General features: G+C 73.2%; 12 protein-coding genes. 4 read left to right on the plus strand and 8 right to left on the minus strand.

Features of this window, described 5'->3' with window-relative positions; all coding sequences use genetic code 11:
• Positions 1-19: 19 nt before the first annotated feature.
• Entirely contained in the window at positions 20-1,900 is a 1,881-nt protein-coding gene (locus ACF07S_RS23065) for an NAD-binding protein (RefSeq protein WP_391963061.1), read from the plus strand.
• Between the two features lie 118 nt (positions 1,901-2,018).
• On the opposite strand, the gene ACF07S_RS23070 is transcribed toward ACF07S_RS23065, so the two are convergent.
• On the minus strand, positions 2,019-3,845 hold the full coding sequence (locus ACF07S_RS23070; RefSeq protein WP_391962884.1) for a prolyl oligopeptidase family serine peptidase: 1,827 nt from the start codon (positions 3,843-3,845) through the stop codon (positions 2,019-2,021).
• A gap of 157 nt (positions 3,846-4,002) precedes the next feature.
• Between ACF07S_RS23070 and ACF07S_RS23075 the strand changes: the two genes are divergently transcribed.
• A complete protein-coding gene (locus ACF07S_RS23075; protein WP_391974982.1) occupies positions 4,003-4,860 on the plus strand; it encodes an SURF1 family protein in 858 nt (285 codons plus the stop codon).
• Positions 4,861-4,879: 19 nt separating this feature from the next.
• On the opposite strand, the gene ACF07S_RS23080 is transcribed toward ACF07S_RS23075, so the two are convergent.
• The 4 genes from ACF07S_RS23080 to ACF07S_RS23095 all read right to left on the minus strand — a co-directional run bounded on the left by ACF07S_RS23080 (position 4,880) and on the right by ACF07S_RS23095 (position 9,544).
• Positions 4,880-6,118 (minus strand): hypothetical protein, encoded by a 1,239-nt coding sequence (locus ACF07S_RS23080; RefSeq protein ID WP_391974983.1) that lies wholly within the window; start codon positions 6,116-6,118, stop codon positions 4,880-4,882.
• Positions 6,115-6,690: a SigE family RNA polymerase sigma factor gene (locus ACF07S_RS23085; protein WP_391962881.1), complete on the minus strand. Its 576-nt coding sequence runs from the start codon at positions 6,688-6,690 to the stop codon at positions 6,115-6,117. Before ACF07S_RS23085 ends, ACF07S_RS23080 begins: the two co-directional genes overlap by 4 nt.
• A gap of 452 nt (positions 6,691-7,142) precedes the next feature.
• Positions 7,143-8,267, minus strand: a complete 1,125-nt coding sequence (locus tag ACF07S_RS23090) for an aspartate-semialdehyde dehydrogenase (RefSeq protein WP_391974984.1) — start codon at positions 8,265-8,267, stop codon at positions 7,143-7,145.
• Entirely contained in the window at positions 8,267-9,544 is a 1,278-nt protein-coding gene (locus ACF07S_RS23095) for an aspartate kinase (RefSeq protein WP_391962879.1), read from the minus strand. Before ACF07S_RS23095 ends, ACF07S_RS23090 begins: the two co-directional genes overlap by 1 nt.
• A gap of 319 nt (positions 9,545-9,863) precedes the next feature.
• Here ACF07S_RS23095 and ACF07S_RS23100 point away from each other — a divergent pair, with 319 nt between their 5' ends.
• A complete protein-coding gene (locus tag ACF07S_RS23100; RefSeq protein ID WP_391974985.1) occupies positions 9,864-10,418 on the plus strand; it encodes a M23 family metallopeptidase in 555 nt (184 codons plus the stop codon).
• 78 nt (positions 10,419-10,496) lie between these two features.
• Here ACF07S_RS23100 and ACF07S_RS23105 read toward each other — a convergent pair whose 3' ends face one another.
• Genes ACF07S_RS23105 through ACF07S_RS23115 form a run of 3 tightly spaced genes read right to left on the minus strand, consistent with a single transcriptional unit; the run spans position 10,497 to position 12,149 of the window.
• The gene (locus ACF07S_RS23105; protein WP_391962878.1) at positions 10,497-11,156 is read right to left on the minus strand and encodes a DUF5063 domain-containing protein; all 660 of its coding nucleotides are present in this window, start codon (positions 11,154-11,156) and stop codon (positions 10,497-10,499) included.
• Positions 11,149-11,748: a recombination mediator RecR gene (recR, locus tag ACF07S_RS23110; protein WP_391962877.1), complete on the minus strand. Its 600-nt coding sequence runs from the start codon at positions 11,746-11,748 to the stop codon at positions 11,149-11,151. Before recR ends, ACF07S_RS23105 begins: the two co-directional genes overlap by 8 nt.
• 59 nt (positions 11,749-11,807) lie before the next feature.
• Positions 11,808-12,149, minus strand: coding sequence for a YbaB/EbfC family nucleoid-associated protein (locus ACF07S_RS23115; RefSeq protein ID WP_391962876.1), 342 nt, complete (start codon positions 12,147-12,149; stop codon positions 11,808-11,810).
• Positions 12,150-12,412: 263 nt separating this feature from the next.
• On the opposite strand from ACF07S_RS23115, the gene ACF07S_RS23120 reads away from it, so the two are divergent.
• Positions 12,413-13,159: an SLATT domain-containing protein gene (locus tag ACF07S_RS23120; protein WP_391962875.1), complete on the plus strand. Its 747-nt coding sequence runs from the start codon at positions 12,413-12,415 to the stop codon at positions 13,157-13,159.
• Positions 13,160-13,199: the final 40 nt, after the last annotated feature.

Consider the following 13,199-nt stretch of genomic DNA (forward strand, 5'->3'; position numbering starts at 1 on the left):
CGACGACCCGTCCACGCACATGGTGGTGTGCGGTGACGACGGGCTGGCGCACCGGCTCGCCGCCGAACTGCGCGGCGTGTACCGCGAGCAGGTGACCCTCGTCGTACCGCCGGCCGGGCGTCGCGTGCGGCAGCCGATGGCCGGGCGGGCCCGTGCGGTCTCCGCGGCCCTGCTGGGCCGGGTCGTGACCGCCGTCAACCGGGGCAACGGAACCGCCGCCGCCGGGGAGCGGGTGGTGGAGGCCGCCGAGCCGACGGAAGCCGTGCTCGCCGAGGTGGGAGTGGAGCGGGCCGCCGCGCTGGCGCTGGTGTACGACGACGACGAGACCAACATCCGTGCCGCCCTGACCGCGCGCCGGCTCAACCCCCGGCTGCGGCTCGTACTCCGGCTCTACAACCGGCGGCTCGGGCAGCACATCGAGGAACTCCTCGATCAGGCGGCCGAGCTGGCGGTCGGCGCCGAGGCCGTACGCGGGGGCGCGGACGCCGACATCGCCACCACCGTGCTGTCCGACGCCGACACGACCGCGCCCGCGCTGGTCGCCACCGCGCTCGTCGGCACGAGCAAGGTCGTCGACGCGGAGGGGCTGCTGCTGCGGGCGGTGGAGCGCCGTCCGCCCCGGCCGGGCGAGGTGGCCGACCCGGGGCTGTGCACCCTGGCGCTGCTGTCCGCGACGAGCAACGACCCGGCGGGAGCCGAGGGTTCGGAGGACAGCGGCGACCAGGGGCCACGACTGCTGCCCGACGCGGCGACGGTGGCGGCGGCGACCGGGCGCGGCGCGGTCGTGCTGGAGCAGGTGTCGTACTCCGGGCCGCCGTTGCCGGCCGGGCGGGGCGTCGTGCCGCCGTTCGGGTCGCTGTTCTCGCTGCGGCTGCGGTGGTCGCTGGCGGGTCTGGTGGCGGCGGTGGTCGCGCTCGCGATCGCGCTGACCCTGATGACACGGGATCACCCGCTGCACGCCACGTACGTCACGCTGCTCGACCTGTTCGGCATCAACGATCCCGCGCACCACGACTCCACGGGACGACAGGTGCTGCAACTGCTGTCCGGCCTGGTGGGGCTGTTGCTGCTGCCGGTGCTGCTGGCGGCGGTACTGGAGGCGCTGGGGACGTTCCGTACGGCGTCGGCGCTGCGGAAGCCGCCGCGCGGGCTGGGCGGGCACGTGGTGCTGCTCGGACTGGGCAAGATCGGGACGCGGGTGCTGACGCGGCTGCGGGAGCTGCACATCCCGGTGGTGTGCGTGGAGGCCGACCCGGAGGCGCGGGGGATGGCCACGGCGCGGCGGTTGCGGGTGCCGGTGGTGGTCGGTGACGTCACGCAGGAGGGCGTCCTGGAGGCCGCGAAGATCCATCGCGCGGACGCGCTGCTCGCGTTGACCAGCGCGGACACGACGAACCTGGAGGCGGTGCTGTACGCGCGGTCCGTGCGGCCCGATCTGCGCGCGGTGCTGCGGCTGTACGACGACGACTTCGCCCAGGCGGTGTACCGGACCCTGCGGACCGCGCATCCCGGTGCGCTGACCCGGAGCCGCAGCGTGTCCCACCTGGCGGCACCCGCGTTCGCCGGGGCGATGATGGGGCGGCAGATCCTGGGTGCGATACCGGTCGAGCGGCGGGTGCTGCTGTTCGCGGCGGTGTCCGTGCGCGGGCTCGCGCAGCTGGAGGGCCGGACGGTGGGCGAGGCGTTCCGGGCGGGCGCGTGGCGGGTGCTGGCGCTGGACACGGCGGGGCGGGGGGACGGGGCGGCGGAGCCGGGGCCCGGGGCGCCGGGGGCGGGGCTGGTGTGGGACCTGCCCGATACGTATGTGCTCCGCGGGGAGGACAGGGTGGTGCTGGCCGCCACGCGGCGGGGGCTGGCGGAGCTGCTGGGACGGCGGGGACGGGACCGGGCGGGAGCGTAGGGGTGGGGCCGCGGCGGAGGGCCGCCGTCCCCGCCGCCCTCACCCGCGCCCCTCCCCCAGGGCACCGCCCCCGGCCCCCCGCGGGGCTCCGCCTCCCGGCACCCGGCGCGTGGCCGTGCTATCCGCGCAGGTGGCGGTCGGCGAAGTCGAGTTCCAGGCGGACCTGCTTGATGCGTTCGTCGACCACCAGGGAGCCGTGGCCGGCGTCGTAGCGGTAGACCTCGTGGACCGCGCCCCGCGACTCCAGGCGCTTGACGTAGTTCTCGATCTGGCGGATCGGGCAGCGCGGGTCGTTGACGCCGGCCGAGATGTGGACCGGGGCCCTCACCTCGTCGACGTAGGTGATCGGGGAGGACGCCTCGAAGCGGTCGGGGACCTCCTCCGGGGTGCCGCCGAGCAGCGTGCGGTCCATCGCCTTCAGCGCCTCCATCTCGTCGTGGTACGCCGTGACGTAGTCCGCGACCGGCACCGCCGCGATGCCCAGCGCCCACGCCTCGGGCTGGACGCCCAGGCCGAGCAGCGTGAGGTAGCCGCCCCAGGAGCCGCCGGTGAGGATCAGGCGGTCGGGGTCGGCGAGGCCGGAGCCGACCGCCCAGTCGCGCACCGCCGCGATGTCCTCGAGTTCGATCAGGCCCACCCGGTGCTTCAGGGCGTCCGTCCAGGCCCGGCCGTACCCCGTGGAGCCGCGGTAGTTGACGCGGACCACCGCGTAGCCGTGGTCGACCCAGGCCGCCGGGCCCGCCGCGAAGGAGTCGCTGTCGTGCCAGGTGGGGCCGCCGTGGATGTCGAAGACCGTCGGGAGCGGGCCGCTCGCGCCGGCCGGCTTCTGCACCAGGGCGTGGATGCGGCCGCCGGGTCCCTCCACCCACACGTCCTCCACCGGCACCGAGCCTGGCGACTTCATGCCGGGCGGGTCGAGGACGACACCGCCCGCCGTGGAACGCACCGCCGGCGGTTCGGCCGCCGAGGACCACAGGTACTCGACGCTGCCGTCGGGCCGGGCCGTCGCGCCCGAGACCGCTCCGCGCGGGGTGGGGATCTCCACCAGCCGCCGCGTCCGCAGGTCGTAGCGGAACAGCTCGCCGCGCGCCTCGAAGCCGTGCGCGACGAGCAGGCCGGAGCCGTCCGGGTACCACTCGGCGCTCACGTCGCCGGGCAGCTCCAGCGCGAGGTCCGTCTCCTCCCCCGTCGCCACGTCCCACACCATCGGCTCCCAGCGTCCGCGCCGCTGGTGGCCGACGAGCAGCCGGGTGTCGCCCTCGACCGGGGCGAAGCCCAGCACCTCCAGGCCCAGCTCCCGCGTGCCGCCCTCGGTGTCGTCGAGCTCGGCGACCGTCGTGCCGTCGGGGCGCAGCACCCTGAGCGCGGAGTGCATCGCGTCGCCGTGCTCGGTGTGCTCCACGGCGATCAGCGAACCGTCGTGGGAGAGGTCGCCGACACCGGCCGACTCGCGGTGCCGGTACAGCTCCACGGGCACCTCGCCGGTGCGGGCCAGGTGGATCGTCGTGCCGTCCTCGTCCGTGGAACGGCCCACGACCGCCGTACGCCCGTCCCGGCCCAGCGCGAGACCCGCCGGGTAGGAGGGGTCCAGGCCCGGTGCGGCGAGCTCGTCCTCGCCGCCCGCGAACCGCTGGCGGCGCCAGACGCCGAACTCGTCGCCGTCCTTGTCGTCGAACCACCAGATCCACTCGCCGTCCGGCGAGAGCACGCCGTCCGTCGTGCCGTTGGGCCGGTCCGTCACCTGGCGCTGCCCGCCCGTCGCCCGGTCCCAGGCGTACAGCTCGTACGTCCCCGTCGCGTTCGACACGAACAGGCAGCGGTCGGGGGCGTCCTGCGCCCAGTCGGGCAGGGACACCCGGGGCGCACGGAAGCGCTTCTCCCAGTCGGGCATGTCCTCGGTGTGGTCCGGCCGGTCCGGCGCGCCGGACCCGTTGCTCTCAGTCATGACCCCATACTGCCCGCCCGGGAGGGCATCGCGCCGCCGAGGTCCCCGGCCTGTGGACAACTCCGACCGGATCCTTCACCGGCCCGTCCCGCCGGGGCACGCCGCGGGCCGACCCCCGCGGGACGGGAACGGCGCGCGCACCCGTACCGTTGAGGGCGTGTACCGGTTCCTGCTGACGCCCCGCTGGTGGGGGATCAACGTCTTCGTGCTGCTCGCCATCCCCTTCTGCGTCTTCATGGGGTCGTGGCAGCTCGGCCGGTTCGAGGACCGGGTGGACGACCACCGCGACGCCGAGGCGCGGGCCGCCTCGGACAAGCGGGAGGCGGCCCGGCCACTGGACGAACTGCTGCCCGTGACGAAGGCCACCTCCGGCAAGCAGACCACCGCGACCGGCCGGTACGACACCCAGCTGCTCGTGCCCGGCCGGAAGCTGGACGGCAGGGACGGCTCGTACGTGCTGACCCTGCTGCGCACCGGCAGCGGCCGCGCGCTGCCCGTCGTCCGGGGCTGGCTGCCCGGCTCCCCCGATCCGGCCGAGGTGCCCGCGGCGCCCACCGGTGAGGTCACCGTCACCGGCGCGCTCCAGGCGTCCGAGACACCGGGCAGCAACGGCGTCAGCGCCCGCGGCGGCCTGCCGGCCGGCCGGACGGCCGCGATCAGCGGGGCGTCGCTGGTGAACCTCGTGCCGTACGACGTGTACGACGCCTGGGTCACGCTCAACCGCGGGGACTCGGGGATGAAGGCGGTCCCGGCGTCCGCGCCGGGCGGCACGGGCCTGGATCTGAAGGCGTTCCAGAACCTGGGCTACACCGCCGAGTGGTTCGCCTTCGTGGGCTTCGTGGTCTTCATGTGGTTCCGCCTGCTCCGCCGTGAGCTGGAGTTCGCCCGCGACGCGGAACTGGGCCTGCTCCCCCGGGAGGACCGGGAGGAGCGGGAGGAGCGGGAGGACCGGGAAGAACACGGAGACCGGGACGGGGCGCGCGAGCGCGAGCGGCCGAGTCCGTCCGGGGTCTGACCCCGGGGCGGCCCCGGCGTCACATCGCCGTCAGCAGGCCCGTCCAGTAGACCGTGCCCGCACAGGCGTTGCCCACCGTCGCGGTGGCCGAGCCCGACCCCGTCGACGCCGTGTACGTCACCGCCACGCTGCCGTCGGCCGCGCCGTCCTCCAGGACCAGCTGGGCCGTCGTACCGCTGTCGGGGCCGGCGTCCGCGCCGTTCGTCGTCGTCGGGGGGGCGGTGGGTGTCGGGTCGGGTGAGGGCTCCCCGGTGCCGCCGTCCGTCTCCCCGCCCGGGGCGGGACAGGTGTCGGAGGGCACCCAGGCGAACCTCACCTCGTACGACGTCCCCGGCTTGAGGCCCAGCTGCGCCATCTCCAGGGAGGGGTCGGGCAGGCCGGCCGCCGCGTCGCCCGCCACGTGCCGCGCCGAGCCCACCCTGGTGGCGTCGGCCGCGCCCTGCGCCGTCGCGTTCACGAACCCGGGGCCGTCGACGGTGCAGGTGGCGGTGGAGACGTTGGTAACCCGGAAGGAGCCGTAGACCGCGCCCGTGGAGTCGGGGGCGGAGCTGGTCACGGACGCCGGGCCGAGCTGGGCGGCGGTGCAGGCGGGCAGTCCGGAGGAGGTGCCGGCCGAGGGAGCGGCGCCCTCGGCCGTACCCGTACTCGAGCCGGTGCTCGCGCCGTCGTCCTTGTCCTCGTCCTTCTTGTCGTCCTTGTCGCTGCTCTCGACCCTGTCCGAGGAGCCGCCCGTGGCGCTCTCCCCGCCGCCCCCGTCCTTGCCCTCGCCGGTGCCGCCCTGCGCCTGCGAGGCGTGGCCGACGGCGGAGGGGCTGGCCTCGGAGCCGGTGGTGTGGGAGACGTGGACCACGGCGGGCACCGCCGTGCCGAGGAACAGGGCCGCGGCGGCCGCGCCGACGAGCGCCTGGCGCCTGCGCGCCCGGCGGGCGGGGACGGCCCGGCGCAGATAGTCCAGTGTGCCGTCGCCCGGCTCCACCTCCCGCACCGCTCGGTGCAGCAGGGTGCGCAGTTCCAGCTCGTCCGGGTCGAGCCCCTCGTGGCTCCGTTCGTCCAGGCCGTCGTTCACAGTTCCGTTCCCCGTGTGCGTGTGCTTCGGCTTCTGCTCGTGCGGCATCACGAGCGCGCGCAGCCGTGCCGGTCCCTCCGGCCCGGAGTCCGGCTCGGGCACGTTCCGGGACTCCCGCGCGGCGTCGGACGGACGCGAACCCTCCGGCTCGCGCTCCTCGTCCGAGGGCCGCGCGTCCTTGCCGTCGCTCATGCCGGCGCCTCCATGGCCAGCCGCAGCGCGGCGATACCGCGCGAGCCGTACGCCTTCACCGAGCCCAGGGAGATGCCGAGCGTCTCGGCGACCTGGGCCTCGGTCATGTCCGCGAAGTAGCGCAGCACCAGCACCTCGCGCTGCCGGCGCTGGAGCCCTTTCATCGCCTTGATCAGGGAGTCGCGTTCCAGCTGGTCGTAGGCGCCTTCCTCCGCGCTCGCCATGTCCGGCATGGGCTTGGAGAGCAGCTTCAGGCCGAGGATGCGGCGGCGCAGTGCGGAGCGGGAGAGGTTGACGACCGTCTGGCGCAGGTACGCCAGGGTCTTCTCCGGGTCCCGGACGCGCTTGCGGGCGGAGTGGACGCGGATGAACGCCTCCTGGACGACGTCCTCGCAGGAGGCGGTGTCGTCGAGGAGGAGCGCCGCGAGGCCCAGCAGCGAGCGGTAGTGCGCGCGGTAGGTCTCGGTGAGGTGGTCGACGGTGGTGCCGGCGGCCACGGCCTCGTCGGCGCCGTCACGCTGACCGGGGATGCGGGCGGGGCGCGCAGCGGGCATGGGCGCGATCACCGGCATGCCACCGGACGCACCGGCCCTGCGGGGTCGGAGTGCCTGGCGGGGCGGCCGTAGGGCCGTGCCACGGGGCGCTGTGAAGTCGAGAACCTCTGCCACGCCAGTTGGACACGCTTCCCCCCGTAAGGGTTGTACGTGCCGGGTGTCACTTTTACGGCGGCCCGCGCCGCCGGCCGTCCGTCCGCGTCAGGCGGCGCCCCGGACAGCACTTCGAATGCCCTCATACATCCCGCTCTTCCCCTGTGTCCCATGTGAACGGGCGTCCCCACGCCCGGTTCCAGACGTCCCCACGCCCGGAAAGCGCGTCCCCACGCGCCCCGGAAAGGGTGACCGCAAAGACGCTCCCCGCCCTCCGCGTGGTTGCGGAGGACGGGGAGTACATCCTCGACTCGACTGCCGGACATGCCGGTCCGGTGATCCGTACCGGACATCCGGCCCACGGACTTACCGAGATCCTACAAACGAATCCTCTGTGATCCAGGACTTTCTCCTGGTCGGGACCAGTGGGAGGACTCGGCGGCCACCAGCTCGGCGATCTGCGTGGTGTTGAGCGCCGCCCCCTTGCGCAGGTTGTCCCCGCACACGAAGAGCTCCAGCGCCGTCGGATCGTCCAGCGCCCGCCGTACCCGTCCCACCCACGTCGGATCGGTGCCGACGACGTCGGCGGGCGTGGGGAACTCCCCGGCGGCCGGATTGTCGAACAGCACCACTCCGGGGGCGGTGGCGAGGATCTCACGCGCCTTGTCGACGGTGACCTCGCCCTCGAAGCGGGCGTGCACGGTGAGGGAGTGGGTGGTGACCACCGGGACCCGTACGCAGGTGACCGCCACCGGCAGCGCGGACAGGCCGAGGATCTTGCGGGACTCGTCGCGGATCTTCATCTCCTCCGAGGACCAGCCGTCCTCCCGCAGCGATCCGGCCCACGGTACGACGTTCAGCGCGACCGGCTCCGGGAACGGCCCGGTGTTGTCCCCCACGGCCCGCCGCACGTCACCGGGGGTGGTCCCCAGCTCCGTGCCGGCCACCAGGGACAGCTGCTCGCGCAGGGTGCGCACGCCCGCGTGCCCGGCGCCGCTGACCGCCTGGTACGAGGAGACGACCAGTTCGCGCAGGCCGAACTCGGCGTGCAGCGCGCCCAGCGCGACGATCATCGACAAGGTGGTGCAGTTCGGGTTGGCGACGATCCCGCGCGGACGCCTGCGTACGGCGTGCGGGTTGACCTCCGGGACCACCAGCGGCACGTCCGGGTCCATGCGGAACGCGCCGGAGTTGTCGACCACCACCGCGCCGCACGCGGCGGCGACGGGCGCCCACCGCGCGGCGACCTCGTCGGGCACGTCGAACATCGCGACGTCGACCCCGTGGAAGGCCTCCTCGGTGAGCGCGACGACCTCCACCTCCTCGCCGCGCACGGCCAGCTTGCGGCCGTGCGAGCGCGGGGAGGCGATCAGCCGGATCTCGCCCCAGACGTCCGCCCGCTGGGACAGGATCTGGAGCATGACCGTGCCGACGGCCCCGGTCGCTCCCACGACCGCGAGCGTCGGCCGCCCGGAGCGCCCGGGTCCCTCGGCTTCGGGCATCAGCGGCCGGTGCCCCCGTAGACCACGGCCTCGTCGCTGTCGGAGTCCAGGCCGAAGGCGGAGTGCACGGCGCGCACGGCCTCCGGCACGTCGTCCTTGCGGGTGACGACCGAGATGCGGATCTCGGAGGTCGAGATCAGCTCGATGTTCACACCGGCGTCGCTGAGCGCCGTGAAGAAGTCGGCGGTGACGCCCGGGTTGGTCTTCATACCGGCGCCGACCAGCGAGATCTTGCCGATCTGGTCGTCGTAGCGCAGGGAGTCGAAGCCGATGGCGCCCTTGTTCTTCTCCAGCGCGTCGATGGCCTTGCGGCCCTCGGTCTTCGGCAGGGTGAAGGAGATGTCCGTCAGGCCGGTGGAGGCGGCGGACACGTTCTGCACGACCATGTCGATGTTGATCTCGGCGTCGGCGATCGTGCGGAAGATCGCGGCGGCCTCGCCGGGCTTGTCCGGTACACCGACGACCGTGACCTTGGCCTCGGAGGTGTCGTGTGCGACACCGGAGATGAGAGCCTGCTCCACCTGCTTGTCCCCTTGCTCGATCGGCTCGCTGCTGACCCACGTGCCCTGCAGTCCGCTGAAGGACGAGCGGACGTGGATCGGGATGTTGTACCGGCGGGCGTACTCCACGCAGCGGTGGAGCAGCACCTTGGATCCGGAGGCCGCCAGTTCGAGCATGTCCTCGAACCCGATCCGGTCGATCTTCCGGGCCTTCTTCACCACGCGCGGGTCGGCGGTGAAGACACCGTCCACGTCCGTGTAGATCTCGCACACCTCGGCGTCGAGCGCGGCGGCGAGGGCGACGGCGGTGGTGTCGGAGCCGCCGCGGCCGAGCGTGGTGATGTCCTTGGTGTCCTGGCTGACGCCCTGGAAACCGGCGACGATGGCGATGTTGCCCCCGTCCACCGAGGCCTTGATCCGGCCCGGCGTGACATCGATGATGCGGGCTTTGTTGTGGACCGAGTCGGTGATGACACCCGCCTGGCTGCCGGTGAAGCTCTGGGCGTTGTGCCCCAGGTTTTTGATCGCCATGGCCAGCAGGGCCATGGAGATCCGCTCTCCGGCGGTCAGCAGCATGTCGAGCTCGCGCCCGGCAGGGATCGGGGAAACCTGCTCGGCGAGATCGATCAGCTCGTCCGTCGTGTCGCCCATCGCGGAAACCACGGCGACCACCTGGTGGCCGTTCTTCTTGGCTTCCACGATCCGCTTGGCGACGCGCTTGATGCCCTCGGCATCGGCTACGGAGGAGCCTCCGTACTTCTGCACGACAAGGCCCACGTGCGCTCCTCGCTCAGTCCGTCGTTTTCCACAGTCCGCACACACATGTGTGCGCCGCGGTCGGCTCAGTCTATCGAGCGTCCGAAAATCCCCTCCGCAATACCGCATGATGAGATGCCCGGCCGCTCGCGCAGGGGGCTCATGCCCAGGCCCGACTCCGCCCACTCGGAAAAGCGATCCGCGTCACAGGCCGTGCGCCGGCACCTGCCCCACCGGCCGGTCCGCCAATCCCCGCCCGCCTCTTGCGGCAGCACTCCCTCCACTTTCTGACGTGCGCATGAACATGGAGCCCTCAGACGTCCTCCCGAAGGAGTGTGTGGTGACGAGAACGAGAAGGGCCCGCCGTCGGCTCGCCGCGGTGACGGGCGCTTTGCTGGCGTCCGCGGCGATCACGCTGTCCGGTGCTTCCCCGGCCGCGGCCGCGGACCACTACTACGAGCTGCCCTACCCGGCCGGCGAGTCCTACCTGGTCACCCAGGGCCCGGAGGGCACGTACTCGCACACCGGCCCGTACAACGAGTACGCCTGGGACTTCGGGCTTCCCGCGGACTACGAGGTCTCCGCCTCGCAGGGGGGCACGATCATCGTCTCCGGCTGGTCCCCCTACTGGCAGAACGGCATCGAGGTGATCATCCGCCACTCCAACGGCACGTGCACCCACTACGCGCACCTGAACCGGGCGCTGTACAACCCCGGTACGTGGGTCCCGCAGGGCCGGGTCGTCGGCTGGTCGGGCAGCACGGGCGCGTCGACCGGACCGCACCTGCACTTCCAGGTGATCGACTGCAACTCGCGGGTGGGCATCCCCGCCACCCTGCAGGGCTGGACGCCGTACACCGGGACACGGCCGGTCAGCGTCAACAACTACGCCTGAACGACCGGCGGCCGCCCCTCGGCGAGGGCGGCCGCCGGTCCACCGCTCGCCGCCCGGGGCGCGCCGGTGCGGTGCGCACTACTGCACCGGGCGCATCCCCAGCGGTTCGCCGATCTCCACCGCCATGACCTGGCCCGCCTCGAACTCCAGGGTGTCGTCGCCCATGCCCTGGTCGGTGTCGAGGCCGTCCAGCTCGGCCAGGGGCTGGTTCAGGCGGACGTGGGCGACCACCGACTGCAACGCCCGCAGGGCCGCGGACGCGATGGAGCCCCAGTTGGAGAAGTAGGAGAACTGCCACCACCACAGAGCCTCCGTGGTGCGGCCCGCGCGGTAGTGGGCCATGCCGTGCCGGAGGTCGGCGATGACGTCGGTGAGGTCGTCGGAGATGCGGGCCGGGACGGGCGCCTTGCGGGGCTCGTAGGGGTCGAAGACCTCGGAGTAGACGTCGATCGGGTCCAGCAGGCGGGCGAGGTTCTCGCGCAGGTCGTCCACGTCGGCCTCCGGGCCCATGTCGGGCTCGTAGCGCTCGTCGGGGAGGATGTCCGCGTGGGCGCCCAGCCGGCCGCCGGCCAGCAGCAGCTGGGAGACCTCCAGGAGGAGGAAGGGGACCGCCGAGTCCGGCTCGTCGCCCTTGGCGACCTCGGTCACGGCGACCAGGAAGCTCTCGATCTGGTCCGCGATCTGGACCGCGAAGTCGTCCGGGTTCTGTTCGGTCGCGTGCAGCGTGGCGTCAGACATCTAGGAGTCGTCTCCCCTCGAAGGCGCGGCCGAGGGTCACCTCGTCCGCGTATTCCAGGTCGCCACCCACTGGGAGGCCGCTGGCCAGGCGGGTGACCTTCAGGCCCATGGGCTTGATCATGCGGGCGAGGTACGTCGCCGTGGCCTCGCCTTCGAGATTGGGGTCCGTGGCCAGGATGAGTTCCGTGACCGTGCCGTCGGCCAGCCGGGCCAGGAGTTCCCTGATGCGCAGGTCGTCGGGGCCCACCCCGTCGATGGGGCTGATGGCGCCGCCGAGGACGTGGTAACGGCCCCGAAACTCCCGGGTGCGCTCGATGGCCACCACGTCCTTGGGCTCCTCCACGACACAGATGACCGCGAGGTCGCGGCGGGCGTCGCGGCAGATGTTGCACCGCTCCTCCTGCGCGACGTTGCCGCAGGTCGCGCAGAAACGGACCTTCGCCTTGACCTCCATGAGCGCGTGCGCGAGGCGGCGTACGTCCGTCGGTTCCGCCTGGAGGATGTGGAAGGCGATCCGCTGCGCGCTCTTGGGACCGACGCCGGGCAGCCGCCCCAACTCGTCGATGAGGTCCTGGACCACGCCTTCGTACAACGGACTGCCGTCCTTCCTGGTGTTCCTTCAGTACGTACCGTAGAGGTCCGCGGCCGGTCTTAGAAGGGCAGACCGGGGATGCCGCCGCCGCCCAGGCCCTGGGCGAGCGGGCCGAGCTTCTGCTGCTGGAGGTTCCGGGCGTTCTCGTTGGCCGCCTGGACCGCCGCGACGACCAGGTCGGCGAGGGTCTCGGTGTCCTCCGGGTCCACCGCCTTCGGGTCGATCGTCAGGGCCCGCAGCTCGCCGGCCCCGGTGACGGTGGCCCGCACCAGGCCCCCGCCCGCCTGGCCGTCGACCTCCGTGCGCGCCAGTTCCTCCTGCGCCTCGGCCAGGTCCTGCTGCATCTTCTGGGCCTGCTGGAGCAGCTGCTGCATGTTGGGCTGGCCACCACCGGGGATCACGATTCAGCTCCTTGGTCGGTTTTCCCGTTCGGCACGAGCCTACGTGGTCGGGGCGGCCGTCGCCCCAGCACTCTTTCGAGTGAGTCACGGTGGGGTCCCTATACCTGATCACGGCCGTCATCCGGGCGAAAAAGAACCCGAACCCCCGGCGCCGCCACCCATTGGGCGGTAGGAAGGGTCGGGCGCACGAGTACGTGGCGTCACACTGCATGCACGGACGGTACGCGGGGTCGGCAGGGGTCGGTTCAGTAGGGAGATACCGGGTGGGTCAGCCGGAGAAGCAGCCCGAGGGGCGGCCACACGACGGGCGGGGCGAGGGGGCGGCGGGGCTGCGGCCGGGCGATGCGGCCGGGCGGGAGTTCCCGACCGGGGACTGGGGCGAGCCCGCGGTCCGGCTGGACGAGCTGTACCGGTGGGTCGAGCGCGGGGCGCTCGACGCGGCCGCCTGGTACCTCGCGGACCGGGTGTGGAAGCGGCGGTGCGCCTGGGCGCTGCGCGCCGGGGCGGCCGGGGGCGCGCTGACGGGGGCGGCGCTCCCGCTGCTCGATCTGACCGGGGCGGCCGGCGGGGCCGCGCCCTGGGGGTACCTGTCGCTGCTCCTCGGGTTGGCCTGTGTGGCCGGCGACCGGTTCTTCGGGATGACGTCCGGCTGGATGCGGGACATGGCGACGGCGCAGGCCGTGCAGCGGCGGCTCCAGGCGTTCCAGTTCGACTGGGCGTCGGAGTGCGTGCGCGAGGTGCTGGGCCCGGCGGAGGGCACGGCGAGCGAGGCGGCCGAGCGGTGCCTGGCCGTGCTGCGCCGGTTCTCGGAGGACGTGGCGGAGCTGGTGCGGGTCGAGACCGCCGACTGGATGGTGGAGTTCCGCAGCGGGGGCACGCCGCTGGGCGTGCAGACGGCGGTGGCGGGCGGCGGGCGTCCGGAGGGTTCCGTGCCGCACGGCCGCTTCCCCTCCCCGCCGGGGCAGGCCCGCCCGAACATGCCGCGGCAGCGTCCCCCGGAGCCGAGGTGAGCCGGGGTGAGCCGGGGCGTCACGGGCTGTCCCGCGCGCG

Source organism: Streptomyces sp. NPDC016640, from assembly GCF_043076215.1.
Lineage (GTDB): Bacteria > Actinomycetota > Actinomycetes > Streptomycetales > Streptomycetaceae > Streptomyces.